This window comes from Variovorax sp. PBL-E5 (genome assembly GCF_901827185.1).
GTDB lineage: Bacteria > Pseudomonadota > Gammaproteobacteria > Burkholderiales > Burkholderiaceae_C > Variovorax.
In genome coordinates this window covers 2,939,927-2,965,706 of the sequence record NZ_LR594671.1, presented here as the reverse complement: position 1 = coordinate 2,965,706, position 25,780 = coordinate 2,939,927, and the positions used below count along the sequence as shown (strand labels likewise).

The window sequence follows — 25,780 nt, the reverse complement described above, 5'->3', positions numbered from 1 at the left end:
CTACACCATGCCGTCGAACATCATCACGTCGACCGGCTCGCCCGCCGCCACGCTGCCCTGGTCATGGTGCAGCACGACCAGGCCGTTGGCTTCGACCATGGAGCTCAGCACGCCCGAGCCCTGGTTGCCGGCAATGCGCACCTCGGGCAGCGCGCCGGGCACCGTCTGCACCCAGCCGCGCTGGTACTCGGTGCGGCCGGGCTTCTTGCGGATCGCGCCGACGCTGGTTGCGCGCAGCAGCGGCGGCGGCGCAGCGCAGGCCTCGTTGCAGCCCATCATCTGCAGCAGCGCCGGCCGCACGAAGGCCAGGAAAGTCACCATCACCGCGACCGGGTTGCCGGGCAGGCCGAACAGCACGGCAGCGCCTTCGCCGTCGCCGCGCCGCGGGATCCGCCCGACCGCCATCGGCCGGCCGGGCCGCATGGCGACGCGCCAGAAGGCCATGTCGCCGAGCTGCTGCATCACGGCGCGCGTATGGTCCGCTTCGCCGACGCTGACGCCGCCGCTGGTGATGATGGCGTCGGCCTCCGTGGCGGCGCGGCGCAGCGCGGATTCGAGCGAGCCCGGGTCGTCGCGCACCAGGCCGAGGTCGATCACTTCGCAGCCGAGCCGCGTGAGCAGGCCGAACACGGTGTAGCGGTTGCTGTCGTAGACCGCGCCCTCGCGCGGCACCTCGCCCAGACTCAGGATCTCGTCGCCGGTGGAGAAATAGGCGACGCGCAGCCGGCGCAGCACCGGCACCATCGGCAGCCCGAGGCTGGCGACCATGCCCAGCGCGGCTGGCGAGAGGCGCTCGCCGCGCTGCAGCGCGGGCTGGCCCTGCATCAGGTCCTCGCCGGCGAAGCGGCGGTTGTCGCCGCGTCGCAGCACCTTGGCGGGGAAGCGGACCGCATCGCCTTCGATGTTGCAGAACTCCTGCGGGATCACGGTGTCGAGACCGGCGGGCATCATCGCACCGGTCATGATCTTCACCGCCTCGCCTGTGCCGACCGTGCCGCGCCATGCCGCGCCGGCCAACGCCGTGCCGACCACGCGCAGACTCACCGAGGTGTCGATGGACGCGTCGCCTTGGAGGAGGGCGCCGTCGAACGCGAAGCCGTCCATCGCCGAGTTGTCGTGCGGCGGCACGCTGACCGGCGACACGATGGCCTCGGCCAGCACGCGGCCGAGCGCGTCGCGCAGTGCAATGCGCTCGCTCTGCGTCACGACCGCGGGCGCCGCCAGCCGGGCCAGGAACGCGCGCACGTCATCGACGCCGAGGGCCTGGGGGTCGTAGCCGGCCAGGGCGCCGGCGATCTCCGCGACGCTCGTCATCTCGAAGCTTCCAGCGCGTGCAGTTCCGCGAGCGTGTTGGCGTTGAAGAAGGCGTCGGGCGCATCGCCGGCGCGACCGAAGGGAACGAGCACCGTGCGGTGCTGCGCCGTCCAGGCGTCGATCTTGCGGCCACCGTCCTGCGTGAAGCGCAGCAGGCTGTCGAGCAGGGTCTTGCGCAGCAGGCAGAACACGGGCTGCGGCCGCCGCACCGGCGCGGCATCCGCTGCGGCGATGGCTTCGGGCGCATCGACCATCGCGATCTCGGCATCGGCGGCCGCCAGCGCGCCGGCCAGCCGGCTCGCCAGGTCGAGCGGGAACAGCGGCGTGTCGCAGGGCACCGTGAGCAGGTAGGGCGTTTCGCAATGCTCCAACCCGATCAGGAAGCCGGCGAGCGGGCCGGCATAGTCGGCCAGTCCATCCGGCCACACCGGGGCGCCGAAGGATGCGTAGGTGGGGAGATTGCGGTTGGCATTGACCATGATCCGGCCGACCTGCTGGCCGAGCCGCGTGACCGCATTCATGGCGAGCGGCACGCCGTTGAAGTTCTGCAGGCCCTTGTCGATGCCGCCCATGCGCGAGCCACGGCCGCCGGCGAGCACGAGCCCGGTGATCTCGGCGGCAGCGATGGCGCCTGCCATGCTCATCCGCCGATGTAGCTCATCTCGACGCGGCGTGGCGCGGACGCGTCGCCGTCGTCGGGGCCGCGCAGCGCCCGCAGTTCGGAGTAGCGGTCGGTGCGGCCCTGCCAGATGCGGCCGACGGCCGACGCGATCTGCGTGTCGTCGGCATCGCCACGCAACAGCGGGCGCAGGTCGTGGCCGGCACTGGCGAACAGGCACAGGTAGAGCCTGCCCTCGGTCGACAGGCGTGCCCGGCTGCAATCGTGGCAGAAGGCCTGCGTCACGCTGCTGATCACGCCGATCTCGCCGCCGCCATCGCGGTAGGCCCAGCGCTGCGCGGTCTCGCCCGGCGCGCTGGCCTCGAGCGGCGCGAGCGGAAATTCCTCGGCGATGCGGCGCACCACCTCGGCCGAAGGCAGCACCTCGTCCATGCGCCAGCCGTTGGTGGCGCCGACGTCCATGTACTCGATGAAGCGCAGCACCACGCCCGTGCCGCGGAAGTGCCGCGCCATCGGCAGCACTTCCTGCTCGTTGGTGCCGCGCTTGACGACCATGTTGACCTTGACCGTTCCGAGCCCCGCGGCCTGGGCCGCATCGATGCCTGCGAGGACTTCGGCCACCGGAAAGTCGACGTCGTTCATGCTGCGGAACACGGCGTCGTCGAGGCCGTCGAGGCTCACGGTCACGCGCTGGAGACCTGCGGCCTTCAGCGCCGCGGCCTTGCGCGCGAGCAGAGAGCCATTGGTGGTCAGCGTGAGGTCCAGCGCCTGGCCCTCGGGCGTGCGCAGCGCGGCCAGTTGCTCGACCAGCCGTTCCAGGTTCTTGCGCAACAGCGGCTCGCCGCCGGTGAGCCGGATCTTGCGCACGCCGTGCGTCGCGAAGATGCGTGCGAGCCGGGTGATTTCCTCGAAGCTCAGCAGCGCGCTGTGCGGAAGGTAGTGGTAGTCCTTGTCGAACACTTCTTTCGGCATGCAGTAGCTGCAGCGGAAGTTGCAGCGGTCGGTCACGCTGATGCGCAGATCGGTCAGCGGCCGGGCCAGCCGGTCGAGCAGCACGCCGGTGGCCGGCACCGCACGCTCCGGCAACGCCGCAACGCGGCGGGGGCGGCCGATCTCGGAGACGGGGACGACGTGCTGGCTCATGGGAAAGGCCAATTTAACGCATCGCCTGCGCCGCGCGGCCTCCAAGGGTACTTATTTAGACGCAGCGCGCGCCATCGACCTCGATGCAGACGCCGCTGATGAAGGACGCCTCGTCGCTCGCCAGGTAGAGCGCCGCGTTGGCGACGTCGAGCGCGGTGGAGAAGCGCCCGAGCGGGATGGTGGCGCGGAACTTGGCCTTGCGTTCTTCGGTGAGCGGGCCGCCGGCGAATTCGGCCGCGAGGCCGGTGTCGGGGTTGAACACCGGGTTCAGGCAATTGACGCGGATGTTGTCCGGGCCGAGCTCGGCGGCGAGCGACTTGCTGGTGGTGATGACCGCGCCCTTGGAGCCGTTGTACCAGGTGAGGCCGGGGCGCGGGCGCACGCCGGCCGTGGAGGCGATGTTGATGAACGAGCCGCCGCCATTGGCGCGGAAGGCCGGGACCGCATGCACCGTCGAGAGGTAGATGCTCTTGACGTTGACGGCATAGCAGCGGTCGAACTCCTCCTCGCTCACTTCCAGCGCCGGACGGTTGCGGTGCGTCCAGCCGGCGTTGTTGACCATGACGTCGAGCTTGCCGTGGCGCTGGACCGCGGCCTCGACCAGCGCCTTGACTTCGGCCGACTTCGTGACGTCGGCCGCGAAGAAAGAAGCGCGGCCGCCTGCGCGCAGGATGGCCTCGACCACCTGTTCGCCCAGCGCGGAATTGATGTCGTTGACGATGACTTGCGCACCTTCGGCCGCGAGCCGCTTGGCGATGCCTTCGCCGATGCCGCCGCCGGCACCGGTGACGATGATGGATTTGTCCTTGACGCGCACGCTGTGTCTCCTGGAAAAATGCAGCGGGGCAGTGTATCGCCCGCGACCGTGTGGCGTCTTCGTTCAGGCCGGGCCGTCCAGCAGCGCCCCGCCGGGTTGGTTGCAGCAGACCACGAGAATCTGCGCGCCTTCATCGCCGCCGTTCACGTACAGGTGGCCGAGGCCGCTGTCGAAGTAGATGCTGTCGTGCTTGCCCAACTGCTCGACGCGTCCGTCGGCGAAATGCATTTCCAGCATGCCGTCGAGCACGAAGATGAATTCCTCGCCCGGATGCTTGCTGAACTGGCCGGGGCGCAGCAGCGAATGAGCCTCGACGCGGCCGAGCATCGGCGTCATCTTCTTCGAGCTCACCTTCGTCGCCAGCATGCCGTAGAGGTAGCGCTCGGAGTGGTATTCGACGACGTCCTCGCTGCGCGTCACCACCACGCTGCCGGGGATGAAGCCGGCCGGCTGGCTGCCGAACAGGGTCGACAGGTCCAGTTGCAGGGCGCCTGCCAGGGCGGCGAATTTCTCGTAGCTGAGCGCGAGCAGGCCGCGCTCGGCCTTGGAAATGGAGGCCAACGACACCTGTGATTTCTGCGCCAACGCGGCCAGGGTCAGCCGCTGCGCCTGGCGGGCGTTGCGCAGGCGTGCGCCGAGTTCGGTCTTGTCCAGCACGATGCTGTGGCTCGGCACGGAGGGAGCAGGCGACGTGGGCGAAGAGGGCGTGGCTGTCCGCATGAAATTTTCTTATCTGAAAAATTTTGTATAAGATGAATCCGTGGACGCCCGCAACGCTTCTCCTTCAACGCCGATTTCGCTCCCCTGGATCGAGAAGCTGATTCAGTTCGACACCACCAGTTTCGAGTCTAACCTCGGCCTTATCGAGACCGTCCGGGACTACCTCGGACAACAGGGCCTCACGTCGATGCTCAGCCACGAGGCGACGGGCAAGAAGGCGAACCTCTTCGCCACGCTGCCGGCGGCGGACGGTTCGACCCAGGGCGGCATCGTCCTCTCGGGCCATACCGACACGGTGCCGGTCACCGGCCAGGCCTGGGACAGCGGCCCCTTCGAACCCGTGGTGCGCGACGGCAAGCTGTTCGGCCGCGGCGCCTGCGACATGAAGGGCTTCGTCGGCGTGGCGCTTTCCATGCTGCCCGAGATGAAGGCAGCGCGGCTTCGGGAGCCGATCCACTTTGCGTTCTCCTGCGACGAGGAACTGGGCTGCACCGGCGCGCCCTACATGCTGGCGGACCTGAAGGCGCGCGGCATCCGGGCCAATGGCTGCATCGTGGGCGAGCCGACCGACATGCGCGTCATCGTGGCGCACAAGGGCATCAATGCCTACCGCTGCCGCGTGCATGGCCATGCGGCGCATTCATCGCTGACGCCGCAAGGCCTCAATGCGATCGAGTACGCGGCCCGGCTGATCTGCTTCATCCGCGACCAGGCGGACACGTTCCGCCAGAGCGGCCCTTTCGACGATGCCTTCGACGTGCCCTTCACCACGCTGCAGACCGGCCTGATCGAGGGCGGCATCGCGCTCAACACCATTCCGGCGGATTGCGAGTTCAGCTTCGAATACCGCAATCTTCCGGGCGTGGACCATGGCGCCATCATCGAACGCATCAAGGACTACGCGGCGAACACGCTGCTGCCGCGGATGAAGGGCGAGCATCCGGCCGCCGCCATCGAGTTCGAGCTGCTCGCCATCGCGCCCACGCTGGACGCCTCCGAGCAGGCCGCCATCACGCAGCTGGTGCGCGCGTTGACCCAGGACCGCGGCGTGCGCAAGGTGGCCTACGGCACCGAGGCCGGCCTGTTCGCGCAGATGGGCGTGCCGTCCGTGATCTGCGGGCCGGGCAACATCGAACAGGCCCACAAGGCCAACGAATACGTCACGCTGGCGCAGCTCGGGCAGTGCGAATCCTTTCTGCGCAAGCTGATCCGCAGCATGTCCGTCGCGGCCTGAACGCACGGGCATCGAAGAACTATTCCAACAGCGACAAGAGAGACAAGACCATGGCCCACGTGCACGCTCCATCCGGCTTCCAGAGCCTTTCTCCCGTGGCCGTGACGCCGCCCTGGCGGGCCGTCGTCTCGGCATCCATCGGCAATGCGCTCGAGTGGTTCGACCTCGTGGTCTACGGCTTCTTCGCGGCGACGATCTCGAAGCTGTTCTTTCCCACCGGCGACGACACGGTCTCGCTGCTGCTGACCCTCGGCACCTTCGGCGTGTCCTTCTTCATGCGGCCGCTGGGCGCGGTGCTGATCGGCGCCTATGCCGACCGCTCCGGCCGCAAGGCGGCGCTGACGCTGTCGATCGTGCTGATGTTCACCGGCACGCTGTTGATCGCCATCGTGCCGACCTACGGCAGCATCGGCCTGCTCGCGCCGGCCGTGCTGGTGGTGGCGCGGATGATCCAGGGCCTGTCCGCCGGCGGCGAGTTCGGCAGCGCCACCGCCTTCCTGGCGGAGCACGCGCCGCATCGACGCGGCTTCTTCTCGAGTTGGCAGGTCGCCAGTCAGGGCCTGACCACCTTGTTGGCCGCGGGTTTCGGCGCGGTGCTCACCAGCACGCTCTCGGCCGAGCAGATGGCCGCGTGGGGCTGGCGGATTCCCTTCATCTTCGGCCTCGTGATCGGACCGGTCGCCTACTACATCCGCCGCAACGTCGACGAAAGCCCCGAGTTCGCGCAGATCCAAGCCACGACCACGCCGTTGCGCGACACCTTTCGCGACCAGAAGGAGCGCCTGCTGCTGGCGATCGGCATCGTGATCCTGGGCACGGTGGCCACCTACCTGGTGCTCTTCATGCCGACCTACGGCGTCAAGCAGCTCGGTGTGCCGGCTTCGGTGGTGTTCACCGCCACCCTGATGGTCGGCTTGATCCAGATGCTGCTCGCGCCCTTCATCGGCCACCTCTCGGACACCGTGGGCCGCGTGCGCATCATGCTGACCGCCGCGGTCTTGCTGCTGGTGCTGATCTATCCGATGTTCGCGCTCCTGGTCGCGCGGCCCAGCTTCGGCACGCTGCTGCTGGTGGAGATCGTCTTCGGCTTCCTGATGACCGCGTACTTCGCGCCGGTGCCGGCCCTCTTGTCTGAACTGTTTCCGACCCAGACCCGCACGACCGGGCTGTCCTTGAGCTACAACACGGCCGTGACGATCTTCGGCGGCTTCGCGCCCTTCATCCTGACCTGGCTGATCAGCGTGACCCACGACAAGCTGTCGCCCAGCTATTACCTGATCTTCGCCGCCATCGTCAGCATCGTCGCGCTGTTGTTCACGCGCAGCCGGCTCGGCTTCAAGTAGCAAGAACATTCAACGCATTCGACATTCATCAATGACCCAGACTCCCGATCTCATAGACGGCCAACCGGTGCCGACGCTGGACGCCATCCGCGAACTGGCGAACGCGCTGAAGCCCTATGTGTACGCGACGCCGACGCTGGACAAGGACGCGCTCTCCACGCTGCCCGACGCCCGCATCAACTTCAAGTTCGAGCTGCTGCAGGCCAGCGGCACCTTCAAGGCGCGCGGGGCCTTCTCCAACCTGCTGGCGCTCAGCCCCGAACAGCGCAAGGCAGGCGTGACCTGCGTGAGCGCGGGCAATCATGCGGTCGCGGTCGCCTATGCGGCGATGAAGCTGGGCATCAGCGCCAAGGTGGTGATGATCAAGACCGCGAGCCCGTTCCGCGTCGGCCTGTGCCATCAATACGGCGCCGAGGTCGTGATGGCCGACAACGGCGCGGCGGCGTTCGAGCGCGTGCATCAGATCGAGAAGGAAGAAGGGCGCTTCTTCGTGCATCCCTTCAGCACTTACCGCACGGTGCTGGGCACGGCCACGCTCGGTTACGAGTGGGCGATGCAGGCGCCGAAGCTCGATGCGGTGATCGTGCCGATCGGCGGCGGCGGGCTCATGGCGGGCGTTGCCACTGCGTTCAAGCTGGTGCAGCCTGCATGCAAGGTCTATGGCGTGGAACCCGAGTGCGCGGACGCCATGGCGCAGAGCTTCGAGACCGGCGGCCCGATCAAGATGGGCCCGATGCAGGGCATTGCCGACAGCCTGATGGCGCCGCACACCGAGGCCTACAGCTACACGCTGTGCCGCAGGAATGTCGACCAGCTGGTGACGGTCTCGGACGACCAGATCCGCCGCGCGATGGTGAATCTGTTCGAGGAGCTCAAGCTCTCGCCCGAACCGGCCTGCGCGGCTGCGACGGCGGGCTTGCTCGGACCCTTGCGCGAAGAGTTGAAAGGCCAGCGCGTGGGTGTACTGCTGTGCGGTACCAACACCGACCTGGGCACGCTCACGAAGCATCTGGACGCTGCGCGCGCACTGCCATGAGTGCAGACGGGCCCGCTCCTGTTCTCTTTCTCGGGCAAGAGGATGTGGCGCGGCTGCTGAGCGTCGCGGCTTGCATCGACGTGATGTCCGATGCCATGGCGGCGCTGGCGCGTGGCGAGGTGCACCAGCCGCTGCGGCAGATCGTGCGTCCGCCCGATGCCAAAGGACTGCTGGGCCTGATGCCTGCGTACATCGGCGGCGCACAGCCGGTCTACGGCGCCAAGACGGCCGGGTTCTTTCCGGGCAACAGCGCGCTCGGGCTGGATCCGCATCAAGGCTGCGTGCTGCTGTTCAGCGGCGAGACCGGCGCGCTGATGGCCGTGATGTCGGCCTCCGAAATCACCGGCATCCGGACCGCCGCGATGACGGGCCTGGCGACGCGCCTGCTGGCGAGGCCCGAGGCCTCACGGCTCGCGCTGATCGGAAGCGGGCATCAGGCGCACTGGCAGCTGCAGGCCGCGGCGGCGGTTCGACCGCTGGCGTCGGTGAGGGTGGCAGCGCGTACGCTGGCGAGTGCCCGCGCGTTCGTGGCGGCGGAGCAGCCGAACTACGGCTTCGCGATGGAGGCCGCCGAATCCGTCGATGCGGCGGTGTGCGATGCAGACATCGTGATCACCGTCACGAACGCCTCCGAGCCCATCCTGCGGCGTGATTGGATCGCACCGGGCGCGCACATCAACGCCGTCGGCTCCAGCACGCCTTCGCATTGCGAGATCGAGCCGGCGTTGATGGGGCGTGCCTCGCTGTTCGTCGACCGGCGTGAATCGACGCTCAATGAATCGGGTGATTACCTGAATGCCTTTCGCGGCGGCCTGGTGTCGCCCGCGAGTCTGCTGGCGGAGATCGGCGAGCTGGTCATCGGACGGCATCCGGGGCGCACCGGAGGCGATGAGGTGACGCTGTTCAAGTCGCTGGGCATGGCGCTGGAAGACGTCGCCGCGGCGCGCTGGCTGTATGAGCGGGCCGGTGCAACCGGCGTCGGCACCCGGCTGCAGCAATGACTAGCCGTGGCGCACGGCCACCGTCTTCAGCGTCGTGAAGCCGTACAGCGCTTCGAAGCCCTTCTCGCGCCCATATCCCGAGGATTTCACGCCGCCGAAGGGCAGCTCGACGCCGCCGCCCGCGCCGTAGTTGTTGATGAAGACCTGGCCGCTCTTCACGCGCCTGGCCATGCGGAACTGGCGTGCGCCGTCGTTCGTCCAGATGCCGGCGACCAGGCCGAACTGCGTTGCGTTGGCCAGCGCCACGGCCTCGTCCTCGTCGCGAAAGGCCATCGCGGCGAGCACCGGGCCGAAGACTTCCTCTTGCGCCAGGCGATGGTTCACCGGCACGTCGCGCAGCAGCGTGGGCGCCTGGTAGAAGCCGGTCTCGGGCGCCTCGTCGACCACGCGGCCCTGCGCCACCATCGGAATGCCGGCATGCTGCGCATCGGAGAGGAAGTCCCACACGCGCTGTTGCTGCGTCTGGCGGATCAGCGGGCCGACATCGAGGTCCATCGCGGCCGGCCCGACCCGCAATGCCTCGAAGGCGCGCCCGAGGCGGTCGAGCAGGGCCTCATAGATGTCGCGCTGGACCAGCACGCGCGAGCCCGCCGAGCAGGTCTGGCCGGCATTCTGCACGATCGCGTTGATCAGCACCGGAATGGCCGCGCCGAGGTCGGCATCGGCAAAGACGATCTGCGGGCTCTTGCCGCCGAGTTCGAGCGTGACCGGGCAATGGCGTTCCGCCGCGACCTGCTGGATCAGCGTGCCCACCTTCGGGCTGCCGGTGAAGCTGATGTGGTCGATGCCCTCGTGCCGCGCCAGCGCATCGCCGACTTCATGGCCGTAGCCGGTCACGATGTTGAGCGCGCCGGGCGGAAAGCCGACCTCGGCCGCCAGTTGCGCGACCCGGATCAGCGACAGGCATGCATCTTCGGAAGGCTTGACCACGCACACGTTGCCGGCCGCCAGCGCGCCGCCCACGCTGCGGCCGAAGATCTGCATCGGGTAGTTCCACGGAATGATGTGGCCCGTGACGCCGTGCGGTTCGCGCCAGGTGAAGACGCTGTAGCCTTCCTGGTAGGGGATCGTTTCGCCGTGCAGCTTGTCGCAGGCGCCGGCGTAGAACTCGAAGTAGCGCACCAGGGCCAATGCGTCCGCGCGCGCCTGCTTGACGGGCTTTCCGCAGTCGCGTTGCTCGATCAATGCGAGTTCGTCGACGTGCTCGGCGATCTTCTGCGACAGCTTGTAGAGCAGCCGCCCGCGGTCGGCCGCGCTGACCTTGTGCCACGTGGTCTCGAAGCAGTCGCGCGCGGTGCGCACGGCGGCATCGATGTCGGCGGCGTCGCCGCGCTGGAGCTGGTCGAAGACCTGCCCATCGGAAGGATCGATCACGGGCAGCGTGCGGCCGGACGCGGAAGCAACGCTTTCGTTGCCGATGTAGTGGAGTTGCATGGCCGAAATTGTGCGCGAAACCAGCCGACAGTCGCGCGCAGCGGGTCTTTCAGCGGGATGCGGTGGTCTTTGGCAGGGCCTTGATCGCGTTGAGCATGCGCTCGACGTGCTTGTCCGGATTCAGGTTCTGGTAGTAGTAGGCGACCTTGCCATTGGGCGTGACCACGTAGGAGAGCCGGTTGGCGAAATCGGGCCGCGTCTGCATCAGCGCGTCGAAGCCTTCGATCACGGTCTTCGATTGATCCGAGGCGACCGGAAAGCGGCTCTGGCAGGAGCGCACCGAGAACTTCTGCAGCGTGTCGATGTCGTCGGCCGAGACGCCGATCACGGTGGCGCCGAGCGCGGCGAACTGATCGATCGCTTCGGCGAAGGCGTGCGCCTCGATCGAGCAGTCGTTGGTGTCCGCCGCCGGGAAAAAATACACCACCACCGGTCCCTTGGCCAGCGCATCGGCCAGCGAGTAGCGGAAGGTCTTGCCGCCCAACGCCGCGTTGGCGGTGAACTTGGGCACGGGATCGCCGATGTCCAGCGCGGCGAAAGCCGAAGGGACGGCCGCGGCGGCGAAGGCAAACAAGGCGAAGCGCGCAAGAATCTGGGGGATCATGGTGTAACTCCCGGGTGAGGGAAAGCGAATTCTAGGACTGCAGGATATGTTGCGACAGCCTGAAACCGGCGCGCGATCCGTGGCGTATTCTGAGCAATCAATAGGAGAGGAATCCATATGACGTCCGCACTGACTCGCCTGTTTCGGATGGTCCTGCTGTGCGCAGGGACGGCAGCCCTGGTCGCGTGCGGGTCGCTGCCACCTGCGCACGAGCGCGCTGCCCAGACCGCGGCCCAACCCGACCCTTCGACCCGGCTGGCGAAGATCGCCGCCGACTCGACGCCGCCGGGCGAGCATTCCGGCTTTCGCCTGATGCCGCTGGGCGTGTACTCGCTGGATGCGCGCGTGCAGCTCGCGCAGCGTGCGCAGCAGTCGCTGGTCGTCCAGTACTACCAATTCGAGAACGATGCCACCGGCCGGCTGCTGATGCGCGCGCTGCGCGAGGCGGCCGGGCGCGGCGTGAAGGTGCGGGTGCTGGTGGACGACCTGTACACCACGAAGAGCCAGCAGCCGCTGCTGGCGCTGTCGCAGGTGCCGAACGTGCAGGTGCGCCTGTTCAATCCTTTCTGCTGCGGCCGGGACGGTTTCCTGTCGCGCTTCATCGCTTCGCCGCAGGAGATCTCGCGGCTCAACCACCGCATGCACAACAAGCTCTTCATCGCCGACGGCGTGATGGCGGTCGTCGGCGGGCGCAACATCGCCGACGAGTATTTCGTCCTCAGCCAGGCGCAGAACTTCATCGACATGGATGCGCTGGTGGTGGGCGAGGTCGTGCCGCAGCTCGAGACGATCTTCGACGCCTACTGGAACGCCGAGCAGGTCTGGCCGATCGGCGAGATCGTGCACGGGGAGGGTGGCCGCCAGCCGACGATGGAAGACTTCGACAACTGGATAGGCATGGCCGCGCCGCCGCCGAAGATCGAACTGCCGCCAGCCGACGTCCTCGGCTACGGCCCGATCGCGGAAGAGCTGGACGCCGGCCGCATGGGCCTGCTGTGGGGCGAGGCGCGCGCCATCGCGGACCCGCCGAACAAGCCCACGTACATGACCGACGACGAGGCACTCGCCACCAGCGTGACCATGAAAGTCTGGGGCCTGCTGCTCGATGCGAAGACCGAGGTGGACCTGACCTCGCCCTACCTGGTGCCGGGCGAGAAGGGCATGGCGGCGTTCGACGACCTTTCCAGGCGCCACGTCAAGCTGACGTTGCTGACCAACTCGCTGGCGGCCAACGACGAGCCGCTGGTGCACACCGGCTACGCGCGCTACCGGCAGCGGCTGCTCGCCGGCGGTGCCGATCTCTACGAGCTGAGCCCGGAGCGCACCACGGCCAGCAAGCGTTTCGGCATGTTCGGCCATTCGCTCGGCCGGCTGCATGCCAAGACGGCGGCCATCGATCGGCGGCGGATCTTCGTCGGCTCGATGAACCTCGACCCGCGCTCGGCGACGCAGAACACCGAGATGGGCGTGGTGGTCGACAGCCCGCAGCTGGCACGCGAGATGCTGCGCGTGATCAACATCAGCAAGCTGCAGAACTCATACCGCCTGCGGCTGGCCAAGGATTCGGGCACGCTCCAGTGGCTGACGAACGATGGCGAGAAGGAGATGATCCTCACCTCCGAGCCGGAGTCGAGCTTTTTCCAGCGTTTCTACAACTCGCTGATTGCGCCGATCGTGCCGGAGATGTTGCTGTAGCCTCGCGGGATGACGCAAACCTTCCGCAGCCGGGCCGCCCCTTGCATTCGGCGCCCACCTCCCCACATGCTGTGCATGAACGCTACCAACACCCCGGCGCCCAAGACCGATCTGGCGGTGACGCATGTGCTTGCGCAGCTCCTCGAGCGGCTCGATCACAGCGCCGTGCCAGTGGGCCCCGAGCAATACCGTTCGGTCGTGATGCACCTGGTGGACGAGTTCCGCGATGTGGAGCCCGGCACCCGGCTCGGTGAACTGCTGGACGCCTATCCGGCTGCCGCCGAGGTGTATGAAAACCTCAACTACCAGCACGCGGGGCTGTGCCGCTCCGCGCTGGACAGCTCTCTGGCCGCAGAACTCGGCGCCCGCGAGGCGATTGCCCGTGCCATGCGCCGCCCCGATACGGACAGCGCCGCTTCATGAGCAAGGCCGAAGTCAAGACGACCGTGGTGGCCGACGGCCTGCGCTACAAGGCGAAGGCCTCGGGTTCGCCCTTTCGGGCGTCGGCATCGTTCAGCGGCGCGACGATGTCCTGCTTCATGTGCGGCAAGCATCGCGTGCGCTCCCAGATGAAAACCCGCCAGTTGCTTGGCAAGTCGCAGACGGTCTGCGCGCCTTCGTGCAAGGCGCTGGACGAGATCGTCGATTCTTGACATTTGCGAAGCCCGATTACTACTTCAGGCTTCTATCAAACCGGCCAATTTCGATCTACAGTTAGAAACAATTGATGCAAATCATTGCATCAATGCCAAAGTTCTAACCAGTGATCGATGCCAATGAGCCCGTCCAAAGCCATCGACTTGCCTGATCCGGGGATGCGTCCGTCACGCGGAAGGGATCGGGTCCAATGAGTTCCATTCGCCACGTCATCATGCAGGTCGTCAAGCGCTCGGGTGGCGCGACGCATCATGTGGAGTTCTGCATGGACGACAACTTCGCGGAGCGCCTGCGGCAATTGCGTTCGCTCGTGCCGCCACTCAACAGCCTCAACAAGCAGCGTGATCTTGTCATCGACAAGGTCCGCGTTCGCCTGCCCACCGCGGTCTGGCGATGCGGTGGCGACGTCGACAGCAGCGTGGACGGCTCCTGCATCGTGATCGCCGCTGAAGGTTTCTTCAATTGCGGCGGCAAGGACAGGAAGACCAAGGAAAAGCTGGTCACCTACACCTTCCCCATCGCGCGCCTGATCGAGCTGCACGTGGAACGACCTCAGGGCGAGACCTTCTATATCCGCGATGGCATCTTCACCAACGACGAACCGGCGGATTCCTCCGCCGGCCGCTGGGTTGCATCGCTGCATGAACTGGAGGTGATGCGCGTGCCGGAAGGGCCGTCAGATTTCGACACGCTCCAGGGCGTTCCGCTGCGAACAGACCAGGGCACGCTGCCCACGGCGCACGGCCTCAGCCTGAACTGAGCGTCGCCTCGGGCTCTGGCGCAGGTGTCTTCACGGGCACGAACCGGGCACTGTTGTCGGCCAGCCAGCGTTGCGACAGCGCGTCGTCCTGTTGGCAGGGATGGAAATCCCTGCGCAGGTAGCACCACCAGCCGTTCCAGCTTTGTCGCAGCAGTCCTTCGCGACCCCACAGCAGGCGCATGCCGCTGCGCCAGGTGGAGAACTTCCAGAACTGGCCTTCACGGCGCAGATTGGAGGCCGTTTGCCGCAGCAGGTCGCAAAGGAAAATCGTCGTGATCCGGCGGAACCAGCGCACCCGCCACTCGTGTGAACCGTCGACGGCTCGATAGAGATCGAAGGCCGTGCTGCGATGCTCGAGTTCTTCGGCCGAGTGCCAAAGCCACATCGTGCGCAGCCTTGTCTCGGCGCCGTCGAGCAGTTGCGGATGGGCGAGCAGCCAGCCGGCGAACATCGCGGTGAAATGCTCCGTCGCCGCAGTGATGGCCAGTGCATGGCGCGGATCGGCATCGGCGAGCGGCTGCAGGCGCTTGCTGGCTCGCGGTGTCCAGCCGTCGCGAAGTCCTTGCGCTTCCAGGTGCGCGTTGAAGAGCGCGTGAACGCGCCGGTGCGCGGCCTCTTGTCCGATGAAGGCCTGCATCTCGGCATGGTGCGCCTGTTGCAATGCCTCCGGGGAACTGCCGAGCGCGCGACGCACGGCGTCGATGAAGAACTGCTCGCCGAATGGAAAGCTCATCGACAGTGCATTGAAGAATGCGGTCGCGAAAGCGTCATCGCCGCACCAGTCGTGCGCAAAGGGCGGCTGCAGGTCGATCAACAGGCGGCGGACAACGAGATGGGTCATGGACGACGCAAACCACTCGATTGTCCGCCGCGCCCGCAGCGAAAGGCGATTGGCCTACTGGAGTTTCACCTCGACTCGGCGTGCTTCGGCGGGCGACCCGTCGGCCTGGGCCTGTGCCGGCTTGGCGAGTTCGATCTTGTCTTCCGGCGCCCCGGCCGTCTTGAGCGCGGTGCTCACTGCCACCGCGCGCTGCTTGGCAAGTTCGGCGTTTTTCTCCGGATCGCCGCTGGCGTCGTGATAGCCGCTGACCAGCACGCGTGTGCCGCCTTGCGCGGCCTTCGCGATGTCGGCCAATGCTTCGGCGGAGCCCGCGGGCACTTCGGCGCTGCCGCTGGCGAAATAGAACTTGACCACGCCGTTCTCGGTCTTGATCGAGCCGCCCGCATCGGCGGCCGGCGCAACAGCCGCGGCGGGTGCGACGGCAGGCACCGGCGCCGCGGGCGGGGGCGCCATGGCGGCGGCCTCGCCGCCGTGGAACTTGACCACCAGCGGCACGATCAGCAGCGCGACGATGTTGATGATCTTGATCAGCGGATTCACCGCCGGGCCGGCCGTGTCCTTGTAGGGATCGCCCACGGTATCGCCGGTGACGGCGGCCTTGTGCGCTTCGGAGCCTTTGCCGCCGTGATGGCCGTCCTCGATGTACTTCTTGGCGTTGTCCCACGCGCCGCCGCCGGTGCACATCGAGATTGCGACGAACAGGCCGGTGACGATGGTGCCCATCAGCAGGCCGCCGAGCGCCTTCGGGCCGAGCAGCAGTCCGACCAGGATCGGAACCACCACGGGCAGCAGGCTGGGGATCATCATTTCCTTGATCGCCGCGCCGGTCAGCATGCTCACGGCCTTGCCGTACTCGGGCTTGCCGGTGCCTTCCATGATGCCCGGGATGTCGCGGAACTGACGGCGCACTTCCTCGACCACTGCGCCGGCCGCGCGGCCCACGGCCTCCATCGCCATGGCGCCGAACAGGTAGGGGATGAGGCCACCGATGAAGAGGCCCACGATCACCAGCGGGTCGCTCAGGTTGAAGCTGATGGCCTGCCCGAAGCTTTCGAGCTTGTGCGTGTAGTCGGCGAAGAGGACCAGCGAAGCCAGCCCGGCCGAGCCGATGGCGTAGCCCTTGGTGACGGCCTTGGTGGTGTTGCCTACCGCGTCCAGCGGATCGGTGACGGCGCGCACGCTGGCCGGCAGGTCCGACATCTCGGCGATGCCGCCAGCGTTGTCGGTGATGGGGCCGTAGGCATCGAGCGCCACCACGATGCCGGCCATGCTGAGCATGGCTGTCGCGGCCACCGCGATGCCGTAGAGACCGGCAAGCGTGTACGAGCACAGGATCGCGATGCAGACGAAGATCACCGGCCAGGCAGTGGAGCGCATCGACACACCGAGGCCCGCGATGATGTTGGTGCCATGGCCGGTGGTGGAGGCCTGCGCGATGTGCTGCACCGGCGAATACTGCGTGCCGGTATAGAACTCGGTGATCCACACCAGCGCCGCCGTCAGCGCCAGGCCGACGAAACAGGCGCCGAACAGCTTGAACTGGCTGCCCGTGGGGGCGATCGCGTTGTCGGGAATCAGCCAGCTCGTGACGAACCAGAAGGCGATCAGCGACAGGAAGCCCGCGACCGCCAGGCCCTTGTAGAGTGCGGGCATCACGTTGGTCATGCCCGGCGAGGCCTTGACGAAGAAGCAGCCGATGATCGACGCGATGATCGACACGCCACCCAGCGCCAGCGGGTACAGCACCGCGTTGACAGGCGCCGCAGCGACCATCAACGAGCCCAGCACCATGGTCGCGATCAGCGTCACGGCGTAGGTCTCGAACAGGTCGGCTGCCATGCCGGCACAGTCGCCGACGTTGTCGCCCACGTTGTCGGCGATCACGGCCGGATTGCGCGGATCGTCTTCCGGAATGCCGGCTTCGACCTTGCCCACCAGGTCGGCGCCGACGTCGGCGCCCTTGGTGAAGATGCCGCCGCCGAGCCGCGCGAAGATCGAGATCAGCGAGGAGCCGAAGGCGAAGCCGATCAGCGGGTTGAGCACGGTCGCAAGGTGGCTTGCGTCCGAGGGGGCGCTGCCGTTGCTCGCGAGGAACCAGTAGAAGCCCGAGACGCCCAGCAGGCCGAGGCCAACGACCAGCATGCCTGTGATGGCGCCGCCGCGGAACGCGACATCGAGCGCCGGGCCGATGCCCTTGGTCGCGGCCTGTGCGGTGCGCACGTTGGCCCGGACGGACACGTTCATGCCGATGAAGCCGCAAGCGCCCGAGAGCACGGCGCCGATCACGAAGCCGACCGCGGTCGTCGCATCGAGAAAGATCCCGATCAGGATCGCCAGCACGATGCCGACGATGGCGATGGTGCGGTATTGCTTCGCGAGATAAGCCGCCGCTCCGGTCTGGATCGCTGCAGCGATTTCCTGCATGCGGGCATTGCCCGCGTCCTTCGAAAGAATCCAGCTGCGCGCCCAGAAACCATAGGCTACGGCCACGAGGCCGCAGACCATGGCGAGGACGAGTGGGATGTTGCCAGTCATGCCTTGCTTCTCCAGTAGTTCGTTGTGACTCTGTGGAAACGAAAGCACGGGCCCCTGCGCGCAACGCGTACGGGTCAGTGCTTCCGCCGCGTTGCTTCCTCGAAGCCCCGGTGCTTTCGAACACCGAGGCCGATTGGCCAACGGGCGCAATTTACAGGGAAAACTGCTTTTTCGTGCGACGGGCCCGTGACACGGAAAGTAAACTTCGGGTTTGTCCGCATCCCGCTACAACTTTCAACTACTCGAAGACAAACATGTCCCTCGGCCAAGTCTCCCCCGGCAAAGACGCTCCTGAAGCTTTCAACGTCGTCATCGAAATCCCGATGAACGCCGACCCGATCAAGTACGAAGTCGACAAGGAGTCGGGCGCGATCTTCGTCGACCGCTTCATGACCACCGCGATGCACTATCCGACCAACTACGGCTACGTGCCGCAGACGCTGTCGGGCGACGGCGATCCGGTCGACGTGCTGGTCATCACGCCCTGGGCGCTGGTGCCGGGCGTGGTGGTGCCGTGCCGACCGATCGGCATCCTGATGATGGAAGACGAAGCCGGCGTCGACGGCAAGGTGCTCGCCGTGCCGACCGACAAGGTGCTGCCGATCTACAGCCACTGGAAGAAGGTGGAGGACGTCAATCCGATGCGCCTGAAGGCCATCACCCATTTCTTCGAGCACTACAAGGACCTGGAAGCGGGCAAGTGGGTCAAGGTGCTGGGCTGGGAAGGGATCGATGCCGCCAAGAAGGAAATCCTGGACGGCATCGCCAACTTCAAGAAGTAGGGCGCGGCGCCCCGGCATGCCAGGGGGCGTTCGAGGCGGCATCGCCCAGGTCCCAGTAGAGGCCGGCCATGATCTGCAGGCCTTCGCGGGCCAGTGGCGCCAGCAGGTGCTCGTTGGGCGCGTGCTGCGCGCAAGCCGGATAGGAATGCGGCACCCACAGGGTGGGCAGGCCCAGCAGATCGGCAAACACATCGTTCGGAAGCGACCCTGCCAGGTTCGGCAGCACGTCGGGACGCTGGCCCGTGCTCTCCTCGATGGAGCGTTGCGCCCAGACGACCCAGGGGTTGTCGACATCGAGCCGGGTGGCGGCACCTTCCAGCGTGACCTGCACTTCGACCTGCCCGAACCCGCGCGCATCGAGATGGGCGCGGACGATGGAGGCCAGATCCTGCCAGGGCGTGCCGACCACGAAGCGCAGCTGGCAATGTGCCACCGCCTCGGCCGGAATCGCGTTGACCGGCCTCTGCGGTGAACCGGCGCCGAGCGCGAGGACCTCGATCGTGTTCCACGCCATCAGCCGCTCGGCCGGGCTCAGGCCGGGTTCGCCCCAGTCGTCGTCGATGGCGGGATCGTCGGGGCCGCCGCCGATCTCGATGGTTGCGAGCGCCTCGCGCACCGAGGCAGGAATGTCGCGCGGCCGCAGCGCATCGACCAGGATCCGGCCGTTCGCATCCGCCAGCGTCGCCACGGCATGGCTCAGCTGCGTCGCCGGATTGGCGAGCACGCCGCCCCAGTTGCCCGAGTGGTGGGCGCGCTGACGGGCGCGCAGGCGAAGGCTGAAGTTGACGGCCCCTCGCGAGCCGAGGAACAGGGTTGGCCGTTGGGCGCTGACCCGCGGGCCGTCGCAGGCGATCAGCAGGTCGGCGCGAAGCCGATCGGCCTCTTGCCTGCAGACTTCGTGCAGTCCGGGCGAGGCGGCTTCCTCGCCCATCTCGAGCAGCAGCGTCAGGTTGTAGCCGAGCTGGCCGCCGCGTGCATGCAGGACCTGCGCGAGCGCACCGAGGTTGATGGTGTGCTGGCCCTTGTTGTCTGCGGTGCCGCGGCCGTACCAGCGCTCGCCCTCGATCGTGAGCGCCCAGGGCTGCAGGCCTTCGCGCCACTGTGCGTCCTGGCCGCTGACCACGTCGCCATGGCCATAGGTCAGCACCGTTGGCAGGTCGGCATCTTCGATGCGGCGCGCGATCAGAAACGGGCCGCCGTTCGGCGCCGGATTGGCGATCAGTTCGCAGACGAAGCCGATTTGCTCCAGCGTCGGAGTGATTTCCGAGCGCAGGTAGGCATCGAGCGAGGGTGGGACCGTGCCGGTGTCGCCCTCGGTCCTGAAGGCGATGCGTCGCTGGAGGTCCGTGAAGAATCCGCCCCCATCGAAATAGGCGGCTGCGGCGCGGAGGCAGTCATTGCGGGTCATGGTCGTTCGCTTGCTGGCCCACCGACCTGAACGGGCTGCGTTCGCCGAGGTGGTCCATGTAGTTGTCGATGCCCGCGCCTTCGCGTTCGAGAAAGCGTTCCACCGCGTCGGCGAACGCCGGGTGCGCAAGCCAATGCGCGCTGGCGGTTTTCACGGGCATCAGTGCGCGCGCCATCTTGTGCTCGCCTTGCGCACCGCCTTCGAAGCGCTGCACGCCGTGCTCGATGCACCACTGAAGCGGCTGGTAGTAGCAGGCCTCGAAGTGCAGGCAGTCCACGCGCTCCAGCGCACCCCAGTAGCGTCCGTAGGCAACGAACGGATCTGCCGGGGCACCAGCGCCTGTCGAAGCTGCGGACAACGCGATGAGGCTCGTCGCGATCGGCTTGCCGTGGCGCTCGGCGACGAAGAGGAGCCAGGCCTCCGGCATGGTCACGGCCATGCGCCGGAAGAAGTCGCGGCTCAGGTAGGGCGGATTGCCGTGCTCGCGGTAGGTGCGGGCATAGCAGCGGTAGAAGAAATCCCAGTCGGCCTCGTCGATGTCGGCACCGAGCGACCAGCGAAAGCTCACGCCGGCATCGTGGACCTTGCGGCGTTCCTGGCGGATCTTCTTGCGCTTGTCGTGCGACAGGCTGGCGAGGAAGGCATCGAAGCTGGTCCAGCCCGATGTGTCGCCGCTGGCCGCCGCGGGCTGATTCTCCCAATGGAATTGGACAGTATGTCGCAGCATCAGGCCTGCATCCGCGCAGGCGGCGATGTCCGGATCGTCGCCGAACAGCAGGTGCAGGGACGAAAGCGCTTCTTCCTTGCACCACGCAATCAGTGCCTGCACAAGCAGCGCCCGGCTTTGCGCGTCGCGTGCGAGCAAGCGCGCGCCCGACACCGGCGTGAACGGCACAGCGACGACGGCCTTGGGATAGTAGGCGAGCCCATGCTGCTCATAGGCGTTGGCCCAGGCCCAGTCGAAGACGTATTCGCCATAGGAGTGGCCCTTGACATAGAGCGGACAGCCGGCGAGCAACTGCTTGCCACGCCACAACGTGACGAAGCGCGGCGTCCAGCCGCTTGCGGGGGATGCGCTGCCGCTTTCGTGCAGCGCCGCCAGGTAGGCATGGCGCATGAACGGGGAGGGTGCGGCCTGTTGTGCCAGCAATCCATCCCAGGCTGCTGCATCGATCTCGCACGGCGAGCGGTGAATGCGAATGATCGGATCGGTCAATGGAGTCTTGTCGGCCTGGTCACCCGTCGAGGGTAACAGCCGAAGCGGCCGAAGGTGCAATGCACACCGGGGCCAGGGTCTCCGGGGGCGAATGACATAATCGATCAAGCCCTTTGCTTGCTCTGTATGACACTGAAACTCGCCATCGCGCAGCTCAATTTCGTGGTGGGCGACCTCCCCGGCAACGCGCAGAAGATCATCGGCGCGGCGCGTGCTGCCTACGAACAAGGCGCGCGGCTGCTGCTGACGCCCGAGCTCTCGATCTGCGGCTACGCGGCCGAGGATCTTTTCCTGCGTCCGGCCTTCATCTCCGCCTGCGATGATGCCGTCAGAACAGTCGCCCGCGAACTCGCAGACTTGGCCGGCATGGTGGTCGTCGTCGGGCATCCCACCGGCAGCAGCCTGCGCAGCAGGTCTGTCGCCGTGCAGCTGCGCTCCAACGCGGCCAGCGTCCTGAGCGAAGGCCGCGTTCTCGAAACCTATGCGAAGCGCGAACTGCCGAACTACCAAGTGTTCGACGAGCGCCGCTACTTCACGCCGGGCCAGGGCGTGTGCGTGTTCGAGGCGGGTGGCGTGGCGGTCGGGCTGCTGATCTGCGAGGACGCCTGGTTCGAAGCACCCGCGCAACTCGCGAAGCAGGCTGGCGCCGAAATTCTGGCCGTGATCAATGCGTCGCCCTTCCATGTCGGCAAGGAAGGCGAGCGGGTCGCGCGAATGGCGGAACGCGCGAAGGCGGTGAATCTGCCGCTGGTCTATGCGCATCTGGTGGGTGGCCAGGACGAGGTGGTGTTCGACGGCGCCTCTTTCGCGCTGCAGGCGGATGGCAGCATCGCGCTGCAGGCGGAAAGCTTCAAGGAACAACTGGTCTTTGCAGAAACGGAGCGCGGCGCCGGCGGCGTCGAGTTCGCGCGCAACGAGGCCGCGGTGGTGGCGGCGCGTGACGCCGAAGCCCAGCTCTGGGATGCGCTGGTCATGGGGGTTCGCGACTACATCGGCAAGAACGGTTTTCCGGGCGCGATCCTCGGCTTGTCGGGCGGCATCGATTCGGCGCTGGTGCTTGCCATCGCAGTCGACGCCCTGGGCAAGGACAAGGTGCGGGCCGTGATGATGCCCTCGCCCTATACCGCCGACATCAGCTGGATCGACGCCCGGGCGATGGCCGAGCGGCTCGGCGTGCGCTACGACGAGATCTCGATCAAGCACACGTTCGAGTCGTTCCGGGGCGCGCTGGCCGAGGAGTTCAAGGGTCTGGCCGAGGACACGGCCGAGGAGAACCTGCAGGCCCGCATTCGCGGCACCCTGCTGATGGCCCTGTCTAACAAGTTCGGCTCGATCGTCCTGACCACCGGCAACAAGAGCGAAATGGCGACCGGCTACTGCACGCTGTACGGTGACATGGCGGGCGGCTTTGCGGTCATCAAGGACCTGCTGAAGACCACCGTGTTCGCGCTGGCGCGCTGGCGCAATGCGCACGATCCGTATGGCACCGGCTTCGAGCCGATCCCCGAGCGCATCATCACGCGGCCGCCGAGCGCGGAGCTTCGACCCGACCAGACCGATCAGGACAGTTTGCCGCCTTACGACATACTCGACGGCATCCTGTCGCGCTACATGGAAGACGACGAAGGCATCGACGAGATCATTGCCGCCGGCTACGACCGTGCGGTGGTGGAGCGGGTGGCGCGGCTGATCAAGATCAACGAATACAAAAGGCGCCAGGCGCCTGTGGGCATCCGGGTTAGCCACCGAAGCTTCGGCAAGGATTGGCGATACCCTATCACCAGCAGATTCAACGAAACCGCCGGAAGAAAGACCGCATGAAGCAGATCACCGCCATCGTCAAACCGTTCAAGCTCGACGACGTGCGCGAGGCCTTGGCCGAGGTTGGCGTCACCGGGCTCACCGTGACCGAAGTCAAGGGCTTTGGGCGCCAGAAAGGCCATACCGAGCTCTATCGAGGCGCGGAATATGTGGTGGACTTCCTGCCGAAGATGAAAGTCGAGGTCGTGGTCAACGAGGCCGACGTCGACCGGTGCGTCGATGCGATCGTGGGTGCCGCCCGGACCGGAAAGATCGGCGACGGCAAGATCTTCGTCACGAACGTCGAGCGCGTGGTGCGCATCCGCACCGGCGAGGAAGACGAAGCAGCGGTGTAGGTTGCTCGCCCCCAGGCTGCACGCACTTCGTGTCGCTTCGCCGACCTCCTGCCCGGGGGCGGGCCGGCCGCTTCGGGCGGCCGGGCGCGGCGCCCCTCCCGAAAAACCCCGTTCTGAGCGCCGTTAGAGGATCTCGGCGAGCTTGTCGCCGCGGGGGTGGCGGTGAGCCTCTTCGACCAGCGCTTCGAGCAAGGCCGGGGCTTCGTTGCCGGTGCGCACCAATCCCATCTGCCATTCGCCCATGAAGCCTTCGCGCACGCTGTGTGCGAGGAACGCGAACAGCGCGTCGTAGTAGCTGGCCGCATTCAGGATCCCGATTGGCTTGTCGTGGTAGCCGAGCTGGCGCCAGGTCCAGATCTCGAACAACTCCTCGAAGGTTCCGATGCCGCCCGGCATCGCAAGGAAGGCATCAGCGCGCTCGCCCATCATGGCCTTGCGCTCGTGCATCGTGTCGACGACGTGCAGCTCGTCGCTGAGGCGGTTCGCGAGTTCCTTGTCCACCAGGGCCTGGGGAATGATGCCGACCACGCGCCCGCCGGATGTGCGGGTAGCGTTCGCTAATGTACCCATCAGGCCGGTACGACCGCCGCCGTAGACCAGCTGGCCCCGATGCTCGCCGATCCAACGGCCAACCGCCTCGGCGATGCCGGTGAACTCGGGGCGTTCGCCGGCACGCGAACCGCAATACACACAAATCGAAAAAGCTGGAGTCATCCCCCGATCATGCCGCGCTCTGATGGAACCTAAGTGGCAAAGCGTTGCCACAATGCTGCCAGCCAGACACCGCCGCACAGGAGGATGGACAAAAGTACTGCGGCACTCCCCATGTCCTTGGCACTCTTGGAGAACGAATGCCACTCCGGACCGATCCGGTCGACCGCGGCTTCGATGCCGCTGTTGAGCAACTCGACGATCAGCACCAGCACGATGGTGGCGGCGAGCAACGCAGTTTCCACCCAGTTGCTGCCGACCCAGAACGCCGCAGGCAGCATGAAGACCGCAAACAGCACTTCCTGTCGGAAGGCAGGCTCTTTCCAGCCGGCGCGGAAGCCGTCCAGCGAGATGAGCACCGCGTGCCAGATTCGGATCAGACCGCGGCGTGACTTTTGCGGATTGGCCGGGGTGTCGGGGCTCATCGTCGGCTGAGCGGTGCGGACGGAATGAGGCGGGTTCCCGCCCAGGCGTCGTGCCAGAACTGGTGCTCGGGATGGAATCGGGACAACATCGCCCAGACTGCGACCCAGCCGAAGATCAGCACCGTCGATTCGCCGCCCCCCAGCTTGAAGGGCGCAATCGCCGCGAGCGACGGTAGGAACCACACCCAGCTCAGCAAGTAGCGCAACAACGCGCGGCCCTGGGTCAGCGGACGGCCGAACCGGTCGACAATGCGCAGGCCCCAGGTCTTCATGGCCAAGGTCTGGCCGTGTATCCAGAACCAGACGAAATAGACGCCGAAAACCACGAACAGGAACGCCTGGAGCAAATGCCTGCGCGAATCCATGGCGTCTCGCATCTGGCCGAGCGTGCTGAACAGCCATCCAGCGACGAACACTACTGCGAAGAGCAGCATCCCTTCATAGATCCAGCAGGCCATCCGGCGCCAGAGTCCGGGTGCGGTCAACACGGCTGCACCAAGCGCCTGAGCATCAGGTGAAGAAGCGTCGTCGGAGGTGGAAATTTCGGGGGAACTGGATGCCATCACTATCTTGATCAGGAAGCAGACGACGGCTGCTCGGTGACTCGCACCGGCGGAACTTTCGGGCTTGCCGGAACTTCCCCGCTCGGAACCGACGAAGGGTCGGGCACCTGCAATTCGGCCGGTACGGGAGGCGCTGTGGCATTCGTCGCGCGAAGCCGAGTGGGCGGTGGTACTGGAACCGGAGGGGCCAGCTGGATGCGAGGGGTGCGCTGGCCGTCCGGGGCGATCGCGGGAATCGGCGCGAGCTTTTGAATAGGCACGGGCCTGATTGTCACTGCGGCGCCAGGCGCCCGAGGGGTTGCGCGTGCAGCCAGCTTTTCCTTTTCCTTTTCGCTGAGCGCCTGATAGGCCTCCCACTTGGCCTTGCGCTCCTCGGTGGGAAGCTGCTTGACTTCTGCAAAGTTGAATCTGGCCTGGATGCGCTGCTGATTGGTGAGCGCAGCCCACTCGGTCATTCGGCTATGCAGAATCTCTTGGTCTTCAGTGGATAAACGGGCGTAATTCCGCGATATCGCGAGCCACCTGCGCTTATGTGGTGCACTCAGGCCGTCCCAGAGGGGGGCCAACGGTTGCAAGGCCCGCTGCTGGCGGGCGCTGAGTTCGCGCCATAGTGGCTTGGACAAGGTCGATTTGCCCACGGGCGTCGATGCCGGTGCGTGCGGCGGCGTTGTTTCTTTTGCTTGGGCCAAGGCCGAAATTGCTGCCAGTCCCAAGGAGCAGGCAAGCAATAGGCCGAGCCCCAGCCTGCCGAGCGCGCCCGACTCAA

At 66.6% G+C, this 25,780-nt stretch carries 26 protein-coding genes; 11 read left to right on the top strand and 15 right to left on the bottom strand.

Annotation, left to right across the window (positions count from 1 at the left end):
• The 5 genes from moeA to WDLP6_RS14375 all read right to left on the bottom strand — a co-directional run bounded on the left by moeA (position 1) and on the right by WDLP6_RS14375 (position 4,613).
• On the bottom strand, positions 1-1,314 hold the full coding sequence (moeA, locus tag WDLP6_RS14395; RefSeq protein WP_162592873.1) for a molybdopterin molybdotransferase MoeA: 1,314 nt from the start codon (positions 1,312-1,314) through the stop codon (positions 1-3).
• Positions 1,311-1,952: a molybdenum cofactor guanylyltransferase MobA gene (mobA, locus tag WDLP6_RS14390; protein WP_174259939.1), complete on the bottom strand. Its 642-nt coding sequence runs from the start codon at positions 1,950-1,952 to the stop codon at positions 1,311-1,313. Before mobA ends, moeA begins: the two co-directional genes overlap by 4 nt.
• Before the next feature lie 2 nt (positions 1,953-1,954).
• Positions 1,955-3,076 carry a GTP 3',8-cyclase MoaA gene (gene moaA, locus WDLP6_RS14385; RefSeq protein WP_162592871.1) on the bottom strand — a complete coding sequence of 374 codons (1,122 nt, stop codon included), beginning with the start codon at positions 3,074-3,076 and terminating at the stop codon, positions 1,955-1,957.
• A gap of 55 nt (positions 3,077-3,131) precedes the next feature.
• A complete protein-coding gene (locus tag WDLP6_RS14380; RefSeq protein ID WP_162592870.1) occupies positions 3,132-3,893 on the bottom strand; it encodes an SDR family oxidoreductase in 762 nt (253 codons plus the stop codon).
• Between the two features lie 63 nt (positions 3,894-3,956).
• Entirely contained in the window at positions 3,957-4,613 is a 657-nt protein-coding gene (locus tag WDLP6_RS14375) for a helix-turn-helix domain-containing protein (RefSeq protein WP_162592869.1), read from the bottom strand.
• Positions 4,614-4,653: 40 nt separating this feature from the next.
• On the opposite strand from WDLP6_RS14375, the gene argE reads away from it, so the two are divergent.
• From argE to WDLP6_RS14355, 4 genes are read left to right on the top strand one after another with little or no spacing between them, the layout of a single operon-like run.
• Complete coding sequence (argE, locus tag WDLP6_RS14370) at positions 4,654-5,847, top strand: acetylornithine deacetylase (protein WP_162592868.1); 1,194 nt, start codon at positions 4,654-4,656, stop codon at positions 5,845-5,847.
• A 59-nt stretch (positions 5,848-5,906) separates the two neighbouring features.
• On the top strand, positions 5,907-7,190 hold the full coding sequence (locus WDLP6_RS14365; protein ID WP_443083454.1) for an MFS transporter: 1,284 nt from the start codon (positions 5,907-5,909) through the stop codon (positions 7,188-7,190).
• A 31-nt stretch (positions 7,191-7,221) separates the two neighbouring features.
• Positions 7,222-8,226 (top strand): threonine/serine dehydratase, encoded by a 1,005-nt coding sequence (locus WDLP6_RS14360; protein ID WP_162592866.1) that lies wholly within the window; start codon positions 7,222-7,224, stop codon positions 8,224-8,226.
• Complete coding sequence (locus tag WDLP6_RS14355; RefSeq protein ID WP_162592865.1) at positions 8,223-9,227, top strand: ornithine cyclodeaminase family protein; 1,005 nt, start codon at positions 8,223-8,225, stop codon at positions 9,225-9,227. Before WDLP6_RS14360 ends, WDLP6_RS14355 begins: the two co-directional genes overlap by 4 nt.
• Here the strand turns inward: WDLP6_RS14355 and WDLP6_RS14350 are convergent, their stop codons facing one another.
• Positions 9,228-10,661: an aldehyde dehydrogenase family protein gene (locus WDLP6_RS14350; RefSeq protein WP_162592864.1), complete on the bottom strand. Its 1,434-nt coding sequence runs from the start codon at positions 10,659-10,661 to the stop codon at positions 9,228-9,230. It lies immediately after the preceding gene.
• Between the two features lie 49 nt (positions 10,662-10,710).
• Positions 10,711-11,265: a peroxiredoxin gene (locus WDLP6_RS14345; RefSeq protein ID WP_162567849.1), complete on the bottom strand. Its 555-nt coding sequence runs from the start codon at positions 11,263-11,265 to the stop codon at positions 10,711-10,713.
• 117 nt (positions 11,266-11,382) lie between these two features.
• Here WDLP6_RS14345 and WDLP6_RS14340 point away from each other — a divergent pair, with 117 nt between their 5' ends.
• The 4 genes from WDLP6_RS14340 (at position 11,383) to WDLP6_RS14325 (ending at position 14,377) form a co-directional block, all read left to right on the top strand.
• Positions 11,383-12,960, top strand: coding sequence for a phospholipase D family protein (locus WDLP6_RS14340; protein WP_162592863.1), 1,578 nt, complete (start codon positions 11,383-11,385; stop codon positions 12,958-12,960).
• A 75-nt stretch (positions 12,961-13,035) separates the two neighbouring features.
• On the top strand, positions 13,036-13,383 hold the full coding sequence (locus tag WDLP6_RS14335; protein WP_443083407.1) for a hypothetical protein: 348 nt from the start codon (positions 13,036-13,038) through the stop codon (positions 13,381-13,383).
• Positions 13,380-13,613 (top strand): hypothetical protein, encoded by a 234-nt coding sequence (locus WDLP6_RS14330; protein ID WP_162567846.1) that lies wholly within the window; start codon positions 13,380-13,382, stop codon positions 13,611-13,613. Before WDLP6_RS14335 ends, WDLP6_RS14330 begins: the two co-directional genes overlap by 4 nt.
• A 194-nt stretch (positions 13,614-13,807) precedes the next feature.
• Positions 13,808-14,377 (top strand): hypothetical protein, encoded by a 570-nt coding sequence (locus tag WDLP6_RS14325; protein ID WP_162592861.1) that lies wholly within the window; start codon positions 13,808-13,810, stop codon positions 14,375-14,377.
• Here the strand turns inward: WDLP6_RS14325 and WDLP6_RS14320 are convergent.
• Entirely contained in the window at positions 14,364-15,218 is an 855-nt protein-coding gene (locus WDLP6_RS14320; RefSeq protein WP_162592860.1) for a metal-dependent hydrolase, read from the bottom strand. The two genes, WDLP6_RS14325 and WDLP6_RS14320, sit on opposite strands and share 14 nt — an antisense overlap.
• Positions 15,219-15,272: 54 nt before the next feature.
• The gene (locus WDLP6_RS14315; protein WP_162592859.1) at positions 15,273-17,753 is read right to left on the bottom strand and encodes a sodium-translocating pyrophosphatase; all 2,481 of its coding nucleotides are present in this window, start codon (positions 17,751-17,753) and stop codon (positions 15,273-15,275) included.
• Positions 17,754-18,007: 254 nt separating this feature from the next.
• Between WDLP6_RS14315 and ppa the strand changes: the two genes are divergently transcribed.
• A complete protein-coding gene (ppa, locus tag WDLP6_RS14310; RefSeq protein ID WP_162567842.1) occupies positions 18,008-18,535 on the top strand; it encodes an inorganic diphosphatase in 528 nt (175 codons plus the stop codon).
• Here the strand turns inward: ppa and WDLP6_RS14305 are convergent.
• Both WDLP6_RS14305 and WDLP6_RS14300 read right to left on the bottom strand, forming a co-directional pair.
• A complete protein-coding gene (locus WDLP6_RS14305; RefSeq protein ID WP_162592858.1) occupies positions 18,525-19,943 on the bottom strand; it encodes a M20 family metallopeptidase in 1,419 nt (472 codons plus the stop codon). The genes ppa and WDLP6_RS14305 overlap by 11 nt on opposite strands.
• Entirely contained in the window at positions 19,930-21,159 is a 1,230-nt protein-coding gene (locus WDLP6_RS14300; RefSeq protein ID WP_162592857.1) for a GNAT family N-acetyltransferase, read from the bottom strand. Before WDLP6_RS14300 ends, WDLP6_RS14305 begins: the two co-directional genes overlap by 14 nt.
• 126 nt (positions 21,160-21,285) lie before the next feature.
• Between WDLP6_RS14300 and WDLP6_RS14295 the strand changes: the two genes are divergently transcribed.
• A complete protein-coding gene (locus tag WDLP6_RS14295) occupies positions 21,286-22,980 on the top strand; it encodes an NAD+ synthase (RefSeq protein ID WP_162595100.1) in 1,695 nt (564 codons plus the stop codon).
• Positions 22,977-23,315 (top strand): P-II family nitrogen regulator, encoded by a 339-nt coding sequence (locus tag WDLP6_RS14290; protein WP_162567838.1) that lies wholly within the window; start codon positions 22,977-22,979, stop codon positions 23,313-23,315. Before WDLP6_RS14295 ends, WDLP6_RS14290 begins: the two co-directional genes overlap by 4 nt.
• 123 nt (positions 23,316-23,438) lie before the next feature.
• Here WDLP6_RS14290 and WDLP6_RS14285 read toward each other — a convergent pair whose 3' ends face one another.
• Genes WDLP6_RS14285 through WDLP6_RS14270 form a run of 4 tightly spaced genes read right to left on the bottom strand, consistent with a single transcriptional unit; the run spans position 23,439 to position 25,703 of the window.
• A complete protein-coding gene (locus WDLP6_RS14285) occupies positions 23,439-24,029 on the bottom strand; it encodes a TIGR00730 family Rossman fold protein (RefSeq protein ID WP_162592856.1) in 591 nt (196 codons plus the stop codon).
• A gap of 29 nt (positions 24,030-24,058) precedes the next feature.
• Positions 24,059-24,451 (bottom strand): diacylglycerol kinase, encoded by a 393-nt coding sequence (locus WDLP6_RS14280; RefSeq protein ID WP_162592855.1) that lies wholly within the window; start codon positions 24,449-24,451, stop codon positions 24,059-24,061.
• Entirely contained in the window at positions 24,448-25,014 is a 567-nt protein-coding gene (locus tag WDLP6_RS14275) for an RDD family protein (RefSeq protein ID WP_162592854.1), read from the bottom strand. Before WDLP6_RS14275 ends, WDLP6_RS14280 begins: the two co-directional genes overlap by 4 nt.
• A gap of 11 nt (positions 25,015-25,025) precedes the next feature.
• Complete coding sequence (locus WDLP6_RS14270; protein WP_232077065.1) at positions 25,026-25,703, bottom strand: DUF3106 domain-containing protein; 678 nt, start codon at positions 25,701-25,703, stop codon at positions 25,026-25,028.
• Between the last annotated feature and the right edge of the window lie 77 nt (positions 25,704-25,780).